This window comes from Streptomyces sp. NPDC044064 (assembly GCF_056434245.1).
This window is the reverse complement of record NZ_JBWKFN010000048.1, coordinates 41,553-58,648: the sequence shown is the minus strand read 5'-3', so window position 1 is coordinate 58,648 and position 17,096 is coordinate 41,553. Positions and strand designations below refer to the sequence as shown.

Genomic DNA, 17,096 nt, shown 5'->3' with positions numbered 1-17,096 from the left:
GGGGGGGGGGGGGGGGGGGGGGGGGGGGGGGGGAGGGGGGGGGGGGGGGGGGGGGGGGGGGGGGGGGGCGGCCGCCCCCCCCCCCCCCCCGACCGGGTGGCGCCGTTCGGGGACGCTACCGGGCCTGCGCGGAGGACGGACCTGCTCAGAGGTGCTTGCTGAAGAACGGGATGAGGGCCTCCAGCGCGGGCCCGACCGCCTCGGGCTTGTCGTAGAGGTCGTAGTGGGAGACGCCTGGGATCACCAGGACCTCCTTGTCCTTCGAGGCGGCCCGGTCGAAGACCTCGAAGGCGTCCCGGTACGCGCCGAACTCGCCCGGCTTGTTGCCGACGACGAGCAGCAGCGGCTGGGTCAGCAGCTTGTCCGCCAGGTGGTAGGCGTCGAACCAGACGGTGGGCGCCATCGAGGAGAACGACCACAGGTTGGTCCCGTGCGGGTGGGCGCCACGCGGCGTCTTGTAGTACTCGGTGGCTTCCGCCACGTCGATGTGCAGCGGCGGGACGAGGCCGAGCTCCCTGGCCCTCTCCACCGACGGCGGCAGCGAACTGTCGAGCCGATGCTCGCCCCCGCGGGCCTCCACGGTGCGCTGCGTCGCGATGGCCTCCAGCGTCTTGATGGCGGCGTCTGGGGACATGTCGCCCTGGCGCAGCAGCCGCCCCAGGTTGACGCCGGTGACGGTCGCCACCGCCTTGAAGCGGCGCTCGGTCATTGCGGCGGCCCAGGTGTAGCCGCCGCCGGCGCACATGCCGAACACGCCGATGCGGTCCTCGTCCACGTAGGGAAGGGTGACGAGGTAGTCGGCGGCGCAGCGGAAGTCCTCCACTCGCCAGGTGGCGTCCTCCAGCTGGCGGGGCTCGCCGCCGCTGGCGGCCTGGAAGGCCGCGTCGAACGCGAGGACGATGAAGCCCGCCTCCGCGAACGCCTTGCCGTACACCGATCCGGACGTCTGCTCCTTGCAGCTGCCGACCGGGTGGGCGCTGACGATGGCCGGGTACTTGCGCGCCGGGTCGAAGCCGGGCGGGAAGTGGATGTCCGCGGCAACGTCGACGTGCTTGTTCTTGAAGGTGATCGTCTCCATGGCTGACGCCTCCTGGAAGTGGATTCAGTTCCGCAGGGAAGAAGGGGGGCGCGGGCCGGCCAGTACGTGCTGGTCCCGCAGGCCATTCGCGTTTCCCAGGGATTTGCGGTGATTCCACCGTTCCACACCGGACAGCGACTATGCAGGGTAGGGATTCCTACCCCTCTCCTGAGCCGCCCGGGCACGCAACGCGGCCCAGCGGTGCACGTGAGGGGTAGCGGTTTCTACCCCTCACCGTCGCACCGCCACGCGTGATCGCCGCAGTACCGTGGCCTCATGGGCACGGATGCGAACCGCAACGAACTCGGACAGTTCCTCAAGGCCCGACGCGCCGAACTGAGCCCCGAGACCCTCGGGCTGCCCACCGACGGCCAGCACCGGCGCGTGCCCGGCCTGCGCCGCGAAGAGGTCGCCCAGCTGGCCTCCATCAGCGTGCAGTACTACACACGGGTCGAGCAGGGCCGCCTCAGGGCGTCCACCCCCGTCCTGACCACCCTGGCGACAGTCCTGCGCCTGGACCACGACCAGCGGACCTATCTCCTCGAACTGGCCGGCAAGGAGGCTCCGCGCCCCCGCCGCCCGCACACGCAGAAGGTCAGGCCCCAGACCCGGCGCCTCCTCGACCTGCTCGGCGCACCCGCAATCATCCTCGGCCGCCGGATGGACATCCTGGCCTGGAACCCGCTCGCCGCGGCCCTGCTGACCAACTTCTCTCGGCTTCCCGACAAGCAGCGCAACTACGCCCGGCTCGTCTTCTCCGATTCCGAGATCAGGGAGCGTTACGGGAACTGGGAGACCGTGGCTTCGGACTGTGTCGCCTTCCTGCGCATGGAAGCGGCACGCCATCCGGACGACCCGCTACTGAGCGAACTGGTCGGTGATCTGGCCATCAAGGACCCCCACTTCCGTCAGTGGTGGGCCGCCCACAATGTTGCCGCCCAGACCGCCGGCGTCAAGAAGCTCAACCACCCGCTCGTCGGAGAACTCACCCTGGACTGGGAGACGCTCGCTTGTGCCACCGACCCGGACCAGCAGATCGTCGTCTGGACAGCAGAACCGGGCACCCCCAGCCACGAAGCACTGGCCTTCCTGGCCTCCTGGGCCACCGTCCGGCCCTCCGCAACCGGTCTCCCGGACGCCGCCGAGCCCGACCGTTCGGCCCAGCCCGACCAGCACCACGACCGCCGCTGAACTTCGACCGCCCTGCCGCCTGATACTCCCAGGCCGGTTCGAACGTCAGTTACGCTGCGTAGCGACCGAAACGGGCAGTCAACGCGGTGTCCTCGTCACCGCTTGGCGCTTCTCGACTCCTCTCATCCATTGAGGCCGCCGCGTGTGCACTGGTTGTGAAATGATCTTCCATAAGGTCGACATTTCTGCAGGTCAGAGGCATATTGGATCAGAACTACGACTTCTGAAACACGCCCTAGCAGGACTGGGCAGTCGGAGAACCACTCGCTGTCCTGAACGCCCCAGACCAGCCAGGCATGAGTCAACGGGCGGCCGATGAGAGAACGCAGCCGCTGACCGTGGCCTGCCACGACCGCGGAGCGACCGTTGAGCCATTGAGGCCGGTAGCTTTCGATCCCGAAGTTGAACACGCCAGGGTCCTCTCAGAATCAGACATCACGCGCCTTTGCCGAGGCTCCTGGGCTGGTTCGGGAACGGGTGCGGCCACCGTTGAGCATCGGTGTGTGAAGACAGGAGATCAGACGGTGGCCGCAGGTCACAACACAGATCCTGCCCCGTGGCAGGATCTGTTCGAGGCGTTGATGAGCCGCATCGCGGGGCGGTTCGCCCGGGCGGAACCGCGACGCCGGGCGACGGCCATGGTGCTCGGTTTGCTGTCGGACTTGCCACGCAAGAATTGCTGGACGCTCGCCGAGTACGCCGGGGACGCAACCCCGGACGGCCTGCAGCACCTGGTGTCCAGGGCCAGTTGGGATGCCGACGCGGTCCGCGACGACATCCGCGGCTTCGTCGTCGAGCAGCTGCACGACCACGACGTGGTGTTGGTCGTCGATGAGACCGGCGACCTGAAGAAGGGCACCGTCACGGTGGGCGCGCAGCGTCAGTACACCGACACCGCCGGACGCGTCGAGAACAGTCAGGTGGCCGTTTACCTCGCCTACTCGACCCCGCGAGGGCACGCGGCGATCGACCGGGAACTGTATGTTCCGCGCTCCTGGACCCAGGACACAGCCCGCTGCCGTGTGGCCGGGATCCCTGACACCGTCGGTTTCGCCACGGAACCCTCGCTCGCCGCTCGCATGATCGGCCGTGTGCTGGACGCCTGCGTCCCCGCGTCCTGGGTAGCCGGTGACGAGGTCTACGGTGGCAACCCGCATCTACGGACCACGCTGGCAGGACGGCAGATCGGCTATGTCCTCGCCGTCGCCTGCGAGCACCAGATCACCACCCGTGCAGGCAAGTTCCGCGCCGACGTCCTGGTCAAAAAGCTGCCGAAGCGGGCCTGGCAGAAGCTCTCCGCCGGCGCCGGAGCCAAAGGGCACCGCTTCTACGACTGGGCCTTGGCCGACATCGCCGACGACCGGCCCGGCCACCGCCACCTACTCGTCCGCCGCAACCGGCGCACCGGCGAACTCGCGTTCTACCGCTGCTACTCGGCGGCCCGCGTGCCGCTATCCACCCTCGTGAAAGTGGCGGGACGCAGGTGGACGGTCGAGGAGCCCTTCCAGTCCGGGAAGGGCCTGGCCGGACTCGACGAACACCAGGTCAGGCGCTGGACGTCCTGGCACCGCTGGGTCACTCTCGCGATGCTCGCCCACCCCTTCCTTGCCGCGGCAACCGCCGATGAACGTGCACAGGAACAGGCTCCGGACGACCTGATCCCGATGACCTGCAACGAGATCCAGCACCTGTTCACCACGCTCGTCGCCCAGGCCGTCCACTCAGTCATGCACAGGCTCCACTGGTCCGAGTGGCGACGACGCCACCAGGCCCGGGCCGGCGTCTGCCACTACCGTAGGCGGACCGCCCAACAACCATGAGTGGACCCTCCACTCGCTCATTCCGTCGACGTCGTGGCTGACCAGAAACAGCCCCCGGGGCCTGTCGTCGTACTCGTCATCCTGGTAGGAGGCCGGGATCCGGGCGATCTGACGCAACCTCTCCTCGAACCAGTCGAGGGACACCGCGCGGATGTCGCCCCCGTAGAAGGCCCACCTAACGTCGTTGTACTGCCGGGCGGGGAAGGCCCAGCCCCCGCTGTAGGTGTGCTCCGGATCGTCTGCTTCCACGATCTCCTTGATCTGAGCCAGCTGTGCGACGTCACACTGCAGCCAGCCCCTGACCGAGACCATGGTTCCCACGGCGGTTGCTCCTCATTCGTGTGGCGCGCTGCCCTGGCGCACGGTTCCTATGCCCTTGCACGCTAGGGATGACCTGCTCGGTCGCGCAAAGGGATTGACAGGTGGATCAGCCGCCGCGAGCGAGAGCGCGCCATCCCTATCCGGTTGGCCCTCGCGATGTTGCGCTGGGCTCGGGTGCGTATGAGAACGGCCAACGCGTGATCATCAGGGGTTGTGTGGACTCCTGAAGATCGTGCGATGGCCGCGGGCCACAGCATGGACAGTGGAACCACGGTCGAGGGCACGGGCGTTCATCCTGGGACTGCTGTCCGGCGTCGAACGCAACAACTGCCGGCAGTTGGCCGAAGAGGCTGGTCATGGCCGCCCCGGCGCTACGCAGAGGCTGCCGCGAAGCGCACGCTGGGACAATGACGGGGTGCGCGACGAGGTCCGCTCCTACGTGCTGAACCACCGTGGCGGGGAGGGGTGTTGCTGGTGGACGAGACAGGGCTCGCCTACGCGTCCTCGCGAGGCCAGGCCCTGATCGACCGCCGGCTCCACCTCCCCGAACACACCGGGTTCCAGGATCACGATCGCCGCTCGGGCTCCGGGATTCCCCGAGAAGGTCGAGTTCGCCACCACGCCTCGCCTCGACGGGCTTGGCCTGGCCTGGCCCTGGAGGCACGAGGAATCGGCTACGTCCTGGCAGTCGCCTGCACCACCAAGGTGCTGATCAACGAGAACCGCACGGTGCTCCAAGCCGTCATCATGGCCGCCTCACTGCCTCGGGACACCTGGCAGCGGCAGAGCACCAGCGCCGGAGCGAAGGGTCCGCGCCACTACAACTGGGCATGGGTGCAGACATGGACGGGCCTCCGGTGTGCAGTTACACCGAAGGCCCAGTCGCTGCACATCTCAGCGTCGGTGCGGAATGCCGTTCGTGCTCGGCGCTGCCGGACCGGCCGGGGGTTGGCAAACCGCACCAGCTGCAGGGCGAGTTCTGACGCTCCCGTGGGCAACTTGCCGCGAAACGCGAATCATCGGCGACGACGAGTCATAGTCCTCGTGCAGCTGGGCGGACCGGCGTGAGACCAGCTGAGATCGAACGTCTGCGTGGAAGTAGGCGCCAGGGCAGGGGCTGCTACCGCTGCTGCGATCCAGGAGGAAGTGCAGACATCGAGCGCACCTCCGGGTAAGCCTCAGGTGTGCGGGGCTCGAAGAAGCCGGCAGAGGCGCCTGTGGCCATGACTGCGTCGAGTTGGCTGCGTATGCTCGCGGCCGCGTCACGTACTCGCGCCGGTATGTCGCCGCGCTCTGCGACGAGCTGGTGATAGATCGGAGCGTCCTGGAACATGTGGCCCTTCCGGCAGGTGATCATCAAGTCATGCGGGCGTCGTAGTCTAGAGGAGCAGCGTGCATGCCACAGACCTGCGATGGCCCACATCGATCAGCCGAGCGCTCTGAGCGGCCACTTCTCACCCTTTCGTCAACACCCTCATGCATGCTCAGACGCGGATTGAACGCTATTGCATGCTGGGGAAGGCGGCTCATCTGCGAGGGCCGGGGGGCTCGGCCGAGCACCTCCGCAGACTTACGCCTCAGCAGTCGATCCTCAAAGCAGCAGCGCTGTACAGCATGTCGCTTCGGACCCAGCCGTGCAGGCCACTGGGGAGCCCGCTCTTGCTGCGGTGGGCGAACTTGCTGTAGCACCAGTCGCCTTTGCCGTCAGCCCGTTCGTTGTCCCCATGACAGACGACTACGACTGGAACGTCCCGGGCGAAGTCGCAAGCATTTGGCGCGACATGAACGGATAGGCAGCAGATAGGCAGCCGAACCCCGCCCGGGCCGGGTGCCCGCCTCTGCTCGACCTTCGGCCCGGTTCGGTCGCGGCGCGCTGCCTTCGGTTCAAGGAGGTCGGCTTCCAGGTCTGCGATGCGCTCCTCGGTGAAGCCGACGTGTCACAGCTGCGCGCATTCCAGGAACCGGATGCTTCCGGCCTGGGATACGGATGGGCGCTGGCTGGTCGCCGGCCGGGCCGACGCGGCAAGGCGACGGCATTACCGGGCAATAACAGAAAAGCATCCTAAAAGTGAATGAAATATGTCACAGATCTAATGGTTCAACGTTCAACTTATCCAGGAGTAGCGTCACCTCTGTCCCACCACCCCGGGACCCGCCTCCGGGCCCCACAGGGCCACGGTGCAATGCAAGGAGCAAGTCCATGAACCACACATTCGGACGTCGCGCCGTCACCACAGCCGTCACAGTCGCCGCAGCAGCCGGAGCGCTGCTGGCAGCGGGCACCGCCGCCTCGGCCTCTCCGAACCCCGCCACCAACCACTCCGTCGTGTCTCACGCCGCACACGCGACGCCGTACGGTGACCGCCACGAAGAGGGAAGCGCGCACGGCGACGGCCGGAACGAGCGATTCGGACACGACCACGACCGCCGCGGCGGCAGGGACGACCGGAACGAGTACCGCGGGGATCACCGCTTCGACGGCCACCGCTACTGGGAGCGGTCGGACCAGTACTGGTACGGCAGTGACCACGGTCGCCGTAACCACTTCGAAGGCCACCGCTCCTACCACTGGGAGCGCGGCAGGTGGGTCACCATGAACAACGACACGCACGGCTTCGCCGGCAGCATCTCCGACTGACCACACGGACCATGGCGAGCGCCGAGTCCGGGCACCAGTCACCACAGCCCGGGCCCGGCACGCCGGCCCCGAAACACGTCGACATCATGACCACTTGCATAGATCACATGGTTGACATGGAGCTCGTGTCCCTCCCCGGTGTGCGGATCGTCGTGCCGACCCATCTGCTCTACCGAGCGCAGGACCCGCTCGCGGTGCAGCTCCTCTTCCACGACAGCATCCAGGGCCTGATCCCGTGGGTCTTCGCGCGCGATCTCCTCGCCGCGGGGACCCGGGCTCCCAGCGGGACCGGCGACGTACGGATCTGGCCCACCGGAACCGGCACCGAAGCGGTGCTGCACCTCCTCCTGTCCTCGCCCCACGGTTCAGCCCACCTCACGACCTCACTCTCGGAGATCGAGCAGTGGCTGCAATCCACTTACCGGCTTGTGCCGACTGCCGAGGAGACCCAGGCACTGGACCTCGAGACCCACCTCACCCGATTCCTGAACGGGACACCCTGAGCCCCCGGACCGTCATGAAGCCTCGGGCAAGGCCCCGGGGCCGAGGGACTGAGGGACTGGCTGCCCCGGAAAGATCCCCGTGACCGCCCGCCCAGATAACTCCCGTCCGGCAGCAGGTACGGCGGCTCACGCTCGCACCCATCCGCCGCGTCCCGGCCCGAAAAGCCACCCGAGACAGAAGCCACCCGCCTCGGAAGGCGCCGACGACAACCAGCACGCGAGCACCACCCCCATAGACCGCGGGGGCGGCGTTCCTGGCCGCTCCAAGGGACAGCAGCAGCCAGAACACCGAATGCCGCCCCCGCGCCCCGAACAGAGGTGTCCGCAGCCCACAGCCGTCGGCGCCTGGTCCCCCGTGGTCGGCTGCCCCAACCGGCGGGCGGCTTCGCCGGCTCGCCCTCACCCGCGGCGTGGCCCAGCCAGGCGGCGGGTCGTGATCAGGCAGCACTCCACGAGGCTTGCGGTGTAGCCGTCGTCCGCCAGACCAGGGCCAGCAGGTGGTACGCGTCGGCAACCTGCCTCAACAGAATCCGGGCGGCTGCGAGGCCGTGCGTTTCGGCGCCGACCACGGCATCCGCCTCGACCGACCGCAAGTCGACCACTCCGGCTGTCGGCTCGGTACCTCGGACCATCTGCCGAGTGGGGACTCCGCCTGTGCAGTGGCACAACTCCAACAACAGGACCCACCCGGTGCACGAGACCGCATCGCCGCGACGAGAGAGTCGGCGGTGCAGCGCTACCCATGCGGGAACCTCGCCCCGGCCCGCTCTGGCGAGCCGATGACGAGCAGGTCCTTCATCCTCCGCGGCGCGACGCGCCCCACGACGGGGCGTCAGGCGGTTTTCACAACGGTGCCGGCACCTTCGAGCGCTGCTACCTCGTCGACGGGCGCCGTGCTGTCGGTGACGAGGGTGTGCAGGAGGGTGGAGGGGCCGACGTAGGCGTGGGCGGTGTGACCGAGCTTGCTGCCGTCAGCGGCGGCGATGATGCGGCGCGCGGAAGCAATGCTCGCCTTCTTCACCGCCGCGTCGTCGAGGTCGTAGGCGGTCAGGCCCTGGACTGCGCTCAGGCCGCAGCAGCCGACGACCGCGGTGTCAAAGCGAAGTGCCGACAGGGAGGCGAGCGTGAGAGGGCCGGTCAGGGCGCCTTCGGCGGCGCGGGGCCGTCCGCCGGGCACCATCAGCGTGGTCTGACTCGGCGAGTCGCTGAGTATGTGGATGGCCTGCAGCGACAGAGGCATCACGGTGACCGGCCGTCCCCGCAGCAGGCGGGCCACCTCCAGGCAGGTGGTGCCGCTGTCCAGGAGGACGGTCTCGCCGTCAGCGATGAGCGAGGACACCTCGGCTGCGATCCGGCGCTTGGCGTCGGCGGACTCGTGAGCGCGCAGCGCGAAGGGCGGCTCCTCACCCCTGAGCAGCAGCGTGCGTGCGCCACCTCGGACACGTTCGAGGACGCCTTGCGCGGCCAGTGTGTCGAGGTCGCGCCGGATGGTCATCTCCGAGGCGCCGGTCAGCTCTGCGAGTTTCAGGACCGTGGCACTGCCCGACTCCCTGACGGCCTGGGCGATCAGCCGGTGACGGTCTGCGTTGCTCATACCGCGATTGAACACCACCCGAAACAAACACTCAAGCTGATCAAAGTGCAGTGTTTCAAACGCCAAGGATGTTCGTTATGGTCACCGGCATGGAACATTCGCTCCGAGCCGCCCGTGTGGCGACCTTCGTCTACTTCGTCCTCAACGGCACCCTGGTGGGCATGTGGGTGGTGCAGATCCCCGCCATCGAGGACCGCGTGGGGATCAGCCACGCCACACTCGGGGGCTTCCTGGTGTTGCTGGGAGCCGGGTCCTTCATAGGCATGCAGGTGGCCGGTCATCTGGCCGATCGCCTCGGAACGCGTGTCGTGGTCCCCGCCAGCGGCGTTCTCTGCAGCGCGGCCCTGTTCCTGCCCGGCCTCCCACGGGACCCCTGGACGCTGGCAGGCGCCCTGCTGGTCTTCGGCTTCGGCAACGGCTGCCTCGACGTGAGCATGAACGCCCACGCCGTGCACGTGGAGAAGGCCTACAACCGGCCCGTGATGTCGGCCTTCCACGCCACGTTCTCCGTAGGCGGCGTCATCGCCGCGCTGGTGGGGGCGGGCGCCGCGGGCGCCGGGATGAGTACGGCCGCCACGCTCGGAGCCGCAGGAGCGGTGGGCATCGTGACCGCCCTGGTGTCGGCTCGCGGTCTGCTGCCGTCCACGCCGGCGACCGCCACCACCGCCACCACCGCCACCACCGCCACCACCGCCACCACCGCCACCACCGCCAGGGAGGGTGTCGGAGCACCGGCCGCAAAGCCGTGCACCGCCCGCCGGCGCATCTGGGCCCTCGCCGCCCTGGCTCTGATGTTCATGCTGTGCGAGGGAGCCGCCAACGACTGGAGCGCCCTGCACCTGAAGACGGTCCTCGGAGCACCCGCGAGCACCGCCGCCTTCGGCTACGGCACCTACGCGGCAACGATGACCATCGGCCGCCTGCTCACCGACCGCCTCTCCGCCCGGTTCGGGCCCGTGGCCATTCTGCGCCACGGCTCGGCCATGGCTGCCGCCGGAATCACGATCGTGGCCCTCTCCCCATGGATCTGGCCCGCGTTCGCGGGTTGGGCCCTGTTCGGCCTGGGACTGTCCGGCTGCATCCCCCAACTGTTCAGCGCAGCCGGGCACACCGACCCCTCCACCGCCGGCACCAACGTCTCCCGCGTCGCCGGGCTCGGCTACCTCGGCATGCTGGCCGGCCCCGCTGCCATCGGCTGGATGACCCACCTCGTGACCCTGAACCATGCCTTCCTGCTGATGACCCTGCTGTGCGTGATCACCGCTGCCACCGCCGGAATCCTGCGCACCGGATCCGACCGCACCCGCGAGTTGGTGCAGAGCAGCCACTGATCGTCCGGGCGGCACGGACGTGACGCCGTGCCGCCCAGACTCCCCGGCCGCCCGCCCAGTCAGGTTCTGTCTCTCCGATCACGCTCGGAGAGACAGAACCTGGTCGGAGAGCCGGCACGAGGGGCTGCGCTGCCTCGATGCGGTCGGCAGCGCCGATACGCCGGGTAGGGGCCGGCTGGCCATGCGGGTGCTCGCGCACACCCCCGGATTCCGCGACATGGGGCGGATCCTGCGCTGCGAGTTCCAGTGACGCGCGGCGAGGGGGCGTCGGCGATACCGTGGGAGCGGCAGTCGCTGTCTGGCGGTACATCCCTGATCAATCAGTGGGACGCTGCCCTCACCCCCTCAGGAGGGGCCGTGGCTACAGGCAAGGTCAAGTGGTTCAACGCCGAGAAGGGCTTCGGCTTCATCGAGCAGGACGACGGCGGCGCCGACGTCTTCGTCCACTTCTCGGCGATCGCGGCAGGCCCGGGCTCGTTCCGCTCCCTGGAGGAGAACCAGAAGGTGGAGTACGACGTCACGCAGGGCCAGAAGGGACTGCAGGCCGAGAACGTCAGGCCACTCTGAGCATCCCGTTACCGAGGAGCTGGGAGGACGCGATGACCCACCGGCATACCTTGAGCGTGCTCGACTGGCACGACGACGGGTCCTCCACCTCGTCCGTCTGGGTAGTCAGCGCCGATGAACGCGAACGCGTCAGGGATTTCCTGGGCCGCGGCCCGGACATGGAGGGCGTCGTCACCCCAGAACAGGCGGACGAGGCAAGGACGATCACCCGGTCCTGGCTGACCTGCGCCAACGAGGACTCCCCGGCCTGACCGCTCGCGATGTTCCCGCGCGGACTTGGGCGCATGAGGAGTACAAGAAGCTCCGCCATTACAACGCCGACACTCCCCATCAGTCGACTGGCATGTTCCAGCGCCATCGAGCCGACGCGGCCAGCGATGCCGGGCATTTCTGCGCTGGCTGCGCCGGGTGCCACGAAGGCGAGGGTCTGCCGGCGTTGCGGCTGTCCGTGCTCGACGGTTCCATGGGCACCACGACGTACAGGGCCGTGGTTGAGTGCAAGTCCTCGGTACCGCTGTTCCCTTCGGGCGGTGCAGCCGCTGCTCAAGGTGAGGCGGTTATCGACACTCCGTCCGAGGAAGTCCGTCGCGTGATCGACAAGATCACTCGGACGCGCGATCGCGGACTCGCCGGATCGACGCACGGGGGACGGCCTCCGCCAACTCGATCGCCGATACAGGTCCGCTCATGGATCGGAGCGTAGCCAGCCGAGATCGTCATCCCTCACCCGATTACTCAGCGTGCCCGCACCACGGAGCCTGAGCCCGAACCCGTTCTCATGGACGTAGCCACGGCTCCCCACACTGAAAGGGACTGGCTCTCGCCGCCGGAACCCGTGGTGAGAGCCATGAGGGATCAGAGGGCAGGATGGGACCATGACCGAGATCCGCACTCCCCGTCTTCTCCTGCGCCGCTGGCTGGATGACGACCTCGTCCCCCTGTCCGAGATCCACGCCGACCCGGACGTGATGCGGTGGGTCGGCGACGGCACGCCGCGCTCCCTCGAGGAGACCTCCCAGGACATCGAGGCCTGGGAGGAGGAGTGGGACGAGGAGGGTTTCGGGATCTTCGCCGTCGAACTCCTCGGATCCGGGGAGCTGGCCGGAGCGGTCGGTCTGTACATCGCCGACTCCCCGCCCGCCGTCGCGGACCAGGTGGCGATCGGCTGGCGGCTCGGGCGGCAGTACTGGGGGCAGGGCTACGCGTCGGAGGCAGCCCAGGCCACGCTCGAGTTCGCCCTCCAGGACCGCGGTCTGGATCAGGTCGTCGCAGTGTGCCGCACCAGCGACACCGCGTCCGCGAACGTGCTGGACAAACTCGGCATGCGTGCGACAGGCAGTGTGCAGGATCCGGACACGGGCCGCGACCTGCGGGTGTACGGGATCGATCTCACCGAGTACGAGGCCTGACCAGAGCCGACGGTGGTGGCCGTAGGCGTCGCCATGAGGCAGCCCGACGCATGGGCGGCCACGGCGTAGTGCCGTCTCGGGCGGCGCCGGGCGAGCCCACTGCCGGAGCTCGCTCGCTGTCCTACAGAACTTTTTGCGAGTGGCACGCACGGATGGAACGATGCCGTGGGGTAGGGCAGTTCAGGGACTGCGACCGGGCAGTGCTGGTGAGCTTGTTTACCTCCTGTCCCCGTCTCCCCCGCCCTGGCCGGCTGTCGCAGCCGGTTCGAGTTTCTGCAGGGAACCTCTCGGAAAGCGACACGCGAGGCTCGGGGCATAGCTCAGATGTTGCTCAGACGGCTTGCTCGTCGGCTGCCGTGCTGATCAGCTCGACGCACGCCTGAGCGACACCGCGCGCTCATCGTCCAAGGGGGCCCCATGAACAGTGTCCGACAGACTCCACCCGAAGGTCCTGCACTGACCAGGTGTGCGACTGTCGCCGCGTACGCCGTCGCCGCCATGGTCCATCTCGTGACGGCGGGACTGTTCATCGGCGGAGTGCTGTTGATCGTGCTCGGGTTCCGCACAGTCATACAGCCAATACTGGGCCTGGTATTGCTGGGCTTGGCTCTTCCGTTGCGCCCGCGTCCCGGCAGGTTGGATGCTGAACTGCCCACGCTGCGGCACGCGGACGCCCCGATCCTGTTCGATCTGTTGGACCGCATGGCGGACGAAGCCGGGATACGACGCTTCGACGCGATCCAGCTCAGCCCGGAATTCTCCGTGACGGTCAGCCACTACGGTCTACGCCGCAAGCGGTGCCTCGTCCTCGGCCTCCCGCTCTGGTCCGCCCACCCCGCCCAGCAGCCGATGGCCGCCGTTGCCCACGCCCTGGGACACCTCGCTGGTCACGATCTTCGGAACGACGCAATTGTCGGTACCGCACTCAAGTCACTCAACACTGCGGCACGGACGATGCGAGCCAGAAACAACGCATACATCACGGCGAGTGTCTCTGCTCATTCCTGGAACGCGGGCGAGGTGGAAGGGGGCGCAGCGCGTTTCAACGCCCGGACCCGGATGGGTGAGTGGGTACTGTGGGTCCCGAGGGCGGCGGCAACCGTGACCGCCCGCCTGCTGCTGTGGCTCACTCTGCCGGTTACACGCCGCGCGGAGTTCGATGCGGACGAAGTGGCCGCCCGAACGGCTTCCACCGAAGCAGCCATCGCCGCATTGCAGGACCGGCAACTCGCGGCCGCGGTAGGCATTGAAGTACATCGCCTGGCCATCGAGACCCGGACACTCAAAGGCAACCGTTCCGCGACAGCCACACACGAGGAACTCTGGGACAAGGCCGCCCGCTATGCAGAGAGCCTGCGGGAACAGCAGGGCCGTGACGAGGCCACTGAGCCCGAGGGCATCGGGACCGTGGCCGGCGCCGCCGGCTTCCCGTCCGAGACCCTGCGCATGGCACGACTGGCCCATGCCCCGAGACACAGCGCGACGATCACGCTCGACGAGCCCGACCGAAGCCGCATCGAAGACGAACTCCGCCTTCCCAAACAGGAGCTGGCACGCAAAGTCATGCGTGATTGCGTCCCGCTGGCACACTGAACGAGTGTGAAGTAGCCCTGCCACCAGTGCGCATAGGCTGGCCGATCTCATCCGACGCACCGCGACGAGGATCAGCCGATGCACCACACCACCAGGATCCGCCTGATAGAGCCCACCGATGCCGCCCCGATCGCCGAGCACAGGGCGCGGGACGTCGAGGCATTCCGGCCGTGGGAACCGGCCCAGCCGGCCCACTTCTTCACCCCCGAGGGCCAGGCGGAACGTATCGAAAACTTGCTGGCCGGATATCGGGCCGGCGCGGTCTGGCCGGGCGTGGTGCTGGCCGACGACCGGGTGATCGGGCAGGTCACCATCGGAGGCATCCTCCCGCAGCAGCACCTTCGCCGCGGTTCCGTCGGTTACTGGATCGCCAGCGTCGCCCAAAATCAAGGGCACGCCGGGCGCGCCGTCGGGCTGGTACTCCAGGTGATGACGGACGAACTCGGATTGCACCGCGCTGAGGCGTCCACCAATCTGGAGAACCTGCCGTCGCAACGGGTGCTGCGCCGCAACGGGTTCAGCCCGTACGGTGTCGCGCACTCCTCGATCTTTCTCAACGGCAGCTGGCGGGACGGGCTGCTGTGGGAGCGGATCCTGGGCGACTGACTGATCGTTTCACGACGAGGTCCGCATTCGATGCTCCAGGCGCCGTACCGGCCGACTCGCTGCTTCAGGGGGCTGTGGTGTCGTTCATCGGGTGTTCCCTCTCGGTGGTGGGCGTGGCGTGATCATCACGTCTCCAGCCGCTGCCGACCGGAGGGCGGACACCGGTCTGTTCCGGCCTCGGGGAACACCGGGACCGTGGCTGGTCAAGCTCCTGGCCGGACCCACTTCGAGGCTTACGAGCCTTGCTCGGTGAGTGTGACCTTGCGGCCCGCGCGCCCCGCCTCTCGAATCCGTTCCAGCATGCGGTGTTGCCGGACGGCATGCCGGAAGTCGGGAACGCCGTCTTCGTCCGGCGCAAGGCTCCCGGTGATCTGGTCGCGCAGAAGCGCGTACTCGTGGGCGACGTCGCAGGCGGGTTCGGCGGATCGCCCGGTCCGTCGTGTCAGCGACCTCTGATAGCGGGCGGGAACCGGGAGTTGGGCCAAGGCGCCGTGCAACCACGGTCAGCGGCAGGGGTTCTCGACCAGGAGAACCGAGTGCGCATGGGTGCCGCGGTCCAGTCGTTCGTGAAGTCTCACCGAACGACGTCGTCAGAGGGCGCGAACGTCGCCAGCTGGTCGGCGATCCAGGGGTTGAACGTCGCCAACTGGCCTGCGACCCAGGAGTCGTGGAGGTCGTGCGGCCCCCTCTGCCCGCCGACGTGCCGGTAGTCGTCGTTCCGGCTTCCGTAGCCGGGTCGGTTCTGGCTCTCACCAACAACCACCTTGGTGCGCTCATCGACCTTGTATGCGGCCGCAGTTGCGGAGCCGCCGGCGGCCAAGAGCGCACCTCCCGCCAGTACAGCGGAAATACCCGCACTCGAAATACGCCACATGATCTTCTTCATCGTTTTTCCTCCTTGCGCACCCATTGGTCTGGTCACTACGAGCGGTGAAAACCGCCGCTGCTACCGCGCTACGGAAGCTACACACAACCCATGTAGTTGAACAATAAACTACCATGGTGAAACAAATCACCGGATCGCGAGGAATGAGTAGGCGAAGCGAGGCCGCCCCTCGCGCTTGGAGTCCGCGACCGGTCATGACAGGCCTCGCCGCAGCACGGCGTGCACCCGGGACTCCACCCACCACGCCAGGCAGGGGCGAGCCCGACCAGGGAGAGGGGCTTGTCGAGCGCGGCAATGGCGACACATTCAGAGATGTCGCCGCGTGTTCGACATCACGGGGCCAAAGCGGGCAGGCGGTGCCACTATCGACATCGTGCAAGATTCAACCATCTCGCTGGAGCGCACGGCGGTGACGATCACGGAACTGATGCGCACCCTCACCCGCCGGACTCGCAGCAAGCGAGGCGATCATGCGGTGCACGGCGTCAAGACCGCCATCGCAGCCCTGCTGACCTGGGCGGTCGTGGCCCCCTGGGCCGCTCAGCACCAGCCCTACCTGGCGGTCGCCACGGCCGTGCTCATGGTCAATGCCTCCACCGTGTACCAGTCCGTGAGGAAGGCAGCGCAAAGCGTAGTGGCAAGGGCCGCCGGTCTGGTCCTCGCCCTCGCGACTGCCCGGTTCCTTGGATCGACAGTGGGCGCCGTGGCAGTCATTGCGGTCATCGCGGTCCTGGCCGGCCCCCGCCGCGCCACCGACGACCGGCTCCAGGTCGCCTCGACAGCGGTGATCGCACTGACCGCCACCGCAACCGATCCCATGGGCCATCTCTTGTCCCCCGTACTCCAAACGCTCTCCGGCGCGGCCGTGGGTATCGCGGTGAACGCCCTGGTCCTGCCTCCGCTGTACCTGAACGAATCCGATTCCGCGGTACGCGACCTCGCCCACGCCTTGGGAACACTGCTGCACGACATGGGTGCCGGCCTCGCTCGGCGACAGCTCACCTCGAAGGCCCACGCCTGGCTGCACCAGGCCCGCAACCTGGACAAGCGCCTCACCCATGCAGAGGAACAGGTACAGCAGGCTGACGAGAGTCTGCGCTGGAACACGCGCTGCATCGCACACACGCGGCGCAAGGGCATGACCTACGCGGATGCGGATGCGTTCAGAGTCTTGCGCGGCGTGTCGATCCAGGTCCGAGGAATCGCGCGCACTCTGGCCGACAGTGCCCACGACGACCACGCCGATCACCACCTGGGGCAGCAGTTCCTGGACCAGTACGCCGAGGCTCTGCAACTGGCCGCGGCAGCCGTCCATGGATTCATCGAAGCCCACCCGGTGCAGGGCCCACCGAGCGCATCTCCCCGGGAGCGGCTGCGCGGCGCGATCGACGGCACGCTCACCTGGCACCACGCGATGACCGACATGATCGGCCAGGGCAGGCTCACCAAGCCGGGCGCATGGCACGTCTACGGCTCACTCATGACCGACGTGGAAAGGCTGCTGGCCGACCTGACCGCAGGGACAATCGCTGACCGAGCGAACCCATCCGCGTGAGGCG

Annotated in this window: 16 protein-coding genes; 12 read left to right on the top strand and 4 right to left on the bottom strand. The window is 67.9% G+C overall.

The window, feature by feature from the left end; genetic code table 11:
- Window positions 1–145: 145 nt before the first annotated feature.
- A complete protein-coding gene (locus AC07DS_RS43825) occupies window positions 146–1,078 on the bottom strand; it encodes an alpha/beta hydrolase (RefSeq protein WP_479154318.1) in 933 nt (310 codons plus the stop codon).
- Between the two features lie 276 nt (window positions 1,079–1,354).
- On the opposite strand from AC07DS_RS43825, the gene AC07DS_RS43820 reads away from it, so the two are divergent.
- Both AC07DS_RS43820 and AC07DS_RS43815 read left to right on the top strand, forming a co-directional pair.
- Window positions 1,355–2,269: a helix-turn-helix domain-containing protein gene (locus tag AC07DS_RS43820; protein WP_479154317.1), complete on the top strand. Its 915-nt coding sequence runs from the start codon at window positions 1,355–1,357 to the stop codon at window positions 2,267–2,269.
- A 581-nt stretch (window positions 2,270–2,850) separates the two neighbouring features.
- Window positions 2,851–4,089, top strand: a complete 1,239-nt coding sequence (locus AC07DS_RS43815; RefSeq protein ID WP_479154323.1) for an IS701 family transposase — start codon at window positions 2,851–2,853, stop codon at window positions 4,087–4,089.
- Here the strand turns inward: AC07DS_RS43815 and AC07DS_RS43810 are convergent.
- Window positions 3,991–4,401: a hypothetical protein gene (locus AC07DS_RS43810; protein ID WP_479154322.1), complete on the bottom strand. Its 411-nt coding sequence runs from the start codon at window positions 4,399–4,401 to the stop codon at window positions 3,991–3,993. The genes AC07DS_RS43815 and AC07DS_RS43810 overlap by 99 nt on opposite strands.
- A 2,209-nt stretch (window positions 4,402–6,610) precedes the next feature.
- Here AC07DS_RS43810 and AC07DS_RS43805 point away from each other — a divergent pair.
- Window positions 6,611–7,048, top strand: coding sequence for a hypothetical protein (locus tag AC07DS_RS43805; protein ID WP_479154316.1), 438 nt, complete (start codon window positions 6,611–6,613; stop codon window positions 7,046–7,048).
- A 116-nt stretch (window positions 7,049–7,164) separates the two neighbouring features.
- Window positions 7,165–7,551: an SsgA family sporulation/cell division regulator gene (locus tag AC07DS_RS43800; RefSeq protein ID WP_479154315.1), complete on the top strand. Its 387-nt coding sequence runs from the start codon at window positions 7,165–7,167 to the stop codon at window positions 7,549–7,551.
- 832 nt (window positions 7,552–8,383) lie between these two features.
- On the opposite strand, the gene AC07DS_RS43795 is transcribed toward AC07DS_RS43800, so the two are convergent.
- Entirely contained in the window at window positions 8,384–9,145 is a 762-nt protein-coding gene (locus tag AC07DS_RS43795; protein WP_479154314.1) for a DeoR/GlpR family DNA-binding transcription regulator, read from the bottom strand.
- 89 nt (window positions 9,146–9,234) lie between these two features.
- Between AC07DS_RS43795 and AC07DS_RS43790 the strand changes: the two genes are divergently transcribed.
- From AC07DS_RS43790 to AC07DS_RS43760, 7 genes are all read left to right on the top strand, one after another.
- Window positions 9,235–10,476 carry an MFS transporter gene (locus AC07DS_RS43790; RefSeq protein WP_479154313.1) on the top strand — a complete coding sequence of 414 codons (1,242 nt, stop codon included), beginning with the start codon at window positions 9,235–9,237 and terminating at the stop codon, window positions 10,474–10,476.
- Between the two features lie 357 nt (window positions 10,477–10,833).
- On the top strand, window positions 10,834–11,043 hold the full coding sequence (locus AC07DS_RS43785; RefSeq protein ID WP_479154312.1) for a cold-shock protein: 210 nt from the start codon (window positions 10,834–10,836) through the stop codon (window positions 11,041–11,043).
- Between the two features lie 32 nt (window positions 11,044–11,075).
- Window positions 11,076–11,294: a hypothetical protein gene (locus AC07DS_RS43780; RefSeq protein ID WP_229324164.1), complete on the top strand. Its 219-nt coding sequence runs from the start codon at window positions 11,076–11,078 to the stop codon at window positions 11,292–11,294.
- Window positions 11,258–11,746, top strand: coding sequence for a DUF6283 family protein (locus AC07DS_RS43775; protein ID WP_479154321.1), 489 nt, complete (start codon window positions 11,258–11,260; stop codon window positions 11,744–11,746). The genes AC07DS_RS43780 and AC07DS_RS43775 overlap by 37 nt, the downstream gene beginning before the upstream one ends.
- A gap of 172 nt (window positions 11,747–11,918) precedes the next feature.
- A complete protein-coding gene (locus AC07DS_RS43770) occupies window positions 11,919–12,452 on the top strand; it encodes a GNAT family N-acetyltransferase (protein ID WP_479154311.1) in 534 nt (177 codons plus the stop codon).
- Between the two features lie 498 nt (window positions 12,453–12,950).
- Complete coding sequence (locus AC07DS_RS43765) at window positions 12,951–14,045, top strand: M48 family metallopeptidase (RefSeq protein WP_479154310.1); 1,095 nt, start codon at window positions 12,951–12,953, stop codon at window positions 14,043–14,045.
- Window positions 14,046–14,123: 78 nt separating this feature from the next.
- Window positions 14,124–14,651: a GNAT family N-acetyltransferase gene (locus AC07DS_RS43760; RefSeq protein WP_479154309.1), complete on the top strand. Its 528-nt coding sequence runs from the start codon at window positions 14,124–14,126 to the stop codon at window positions 14,649–14,651.
- Window positions 14,652–15,225: 574 nt separating this feature from the next.
- On the opposite strand, the gene AC07DS_RS43755 is transcribed toward AC07DS_RS43760, so the two are convergent.
- Window positions 15,226–15,537, bottom strand: a complete 312-nt coding sequence (locus tag AC07DS_RS43755) for a hypothetical protein (protein ID WP_479154308.1) — start codon at window positions 15,535–15,537, stop codon at window positions 15,226–15,228.
- Window positions 15,538–15,859: 322 nt separating this feature from the next.
- Between AC07DS_RS43755 and AC07DS_RS43750 the strand changes: the two genes are divergently transcribed.
- The gene (locus AC07DS_RS43750) at window positions 15,860–17,092 is read left to right on the top strand and encodes an FUSC family protein (RefSeq protein WP_479154307.1); all 1,233 of its coding nucleotides are present in this window, start codon (window positions 15,860–15,862) and stop codon (window positions 17,090–17,092) included.
- Window positions 17,093–17,096 lie beyond the last annotated feature (4 nt).

Excerpts from the sequence above, each read along its gene's own strand:
- AC07DS_RS43825 (WP_479154318.1), bottom strand. The coding sequence starts at position 1,078 with ATGGAGACGATCACCTTCAAGAACAAGCACGTCGACGTTGCCGCGGAC.
- AC07DS_RS43820 (WP_479154317.1), top strand. The coding sequence starts at position 1,355 with ATGGGCACGGATGCGAACCGCAACGAACTCGGACAGTTCCTCAAGGCC.
- AC07DS_RS43815 (WP_479154323.1), top strand. The coding sequence starts at position 2,851 with ATGAGCCGCATCGCGGGGCGGTTCGCCCGGGCGGAACCGCGACGCCGG.
- AC07DS_RS43810 (WP_479154322.1), bottom strand. The coding sequence starts at position 4,401 with ATGGTCTCGGTCAGGGGCTGGCTGCAGTGTGACGTCGCACAGCTGGCT.
- AC07DS_RS43805 (WP_479154316.1), top strand. The coding sequence starts at position 6,611 with ATGAACCACACATTCGGACGTCGCGCCGTCACCACAGCCGTCACAGTC.
- AC07DS_RS43800 (WP_479154315.1), top strand. The coding sequence starts at position 7,165 with ATGGAGCTCGTGTCCCTCCCCGGTGTGCGGATCGTCGTGCCGACCCAT.
- AC07DS_RS43795 (WP_479154314.1), bottom strand. The coding sequence starts at position 9,145 with ATGAGCAACGCAGACCGTCACCGGCTGATCGCCCAGGCCGTCAGGGAG.
- AC07DS_RS43790 (WP_479154313.1), top strand. The coding sequence starts at position 9,235 with ATGGAACATTCGCTCCGAGCCGCCCGTGTGGCGACCTTCGTCTACTTC.
- AC07DS_RS43780 (WP_229324164.1), top strand. The coding sequence starts at position 11,076 with ATGACCCACCGGCATACCTTGAGCGTGCTCGACTGGCACGACGACGGG.
- AC07DS_RS43770 (WP_479154311.1), top strand. The coding sequence starts at position 11,919 with ATGACCGAGATCCGCACTCCCCGTCTTCTCCTGCGCCGCTGGCTGGAT.
- AC07DS_RS43765 (WP_479154310.1), top strand. The coding sequence starts at position 12,951 with ATGGTCCATCTCGTGACGGCGGGACTGTTCATCGGCGGAGTGCTGTTG.
- AC07DS_RS43760 (WP_479154309.1), top strand. The coding sequence starts at position 14,124 with ATGCACCACACCACCAGGATCCGCCTGATAGAGCCCACCGATGCCGCC.
- AC07DS_RS43755 (WP_479154308.1), bottom strand. The coding sequence starts at position 15,537 with ATGAAGAAGATCATGTGGCGTATTTCGAGTGCGGGTATTTCCGCTGTA.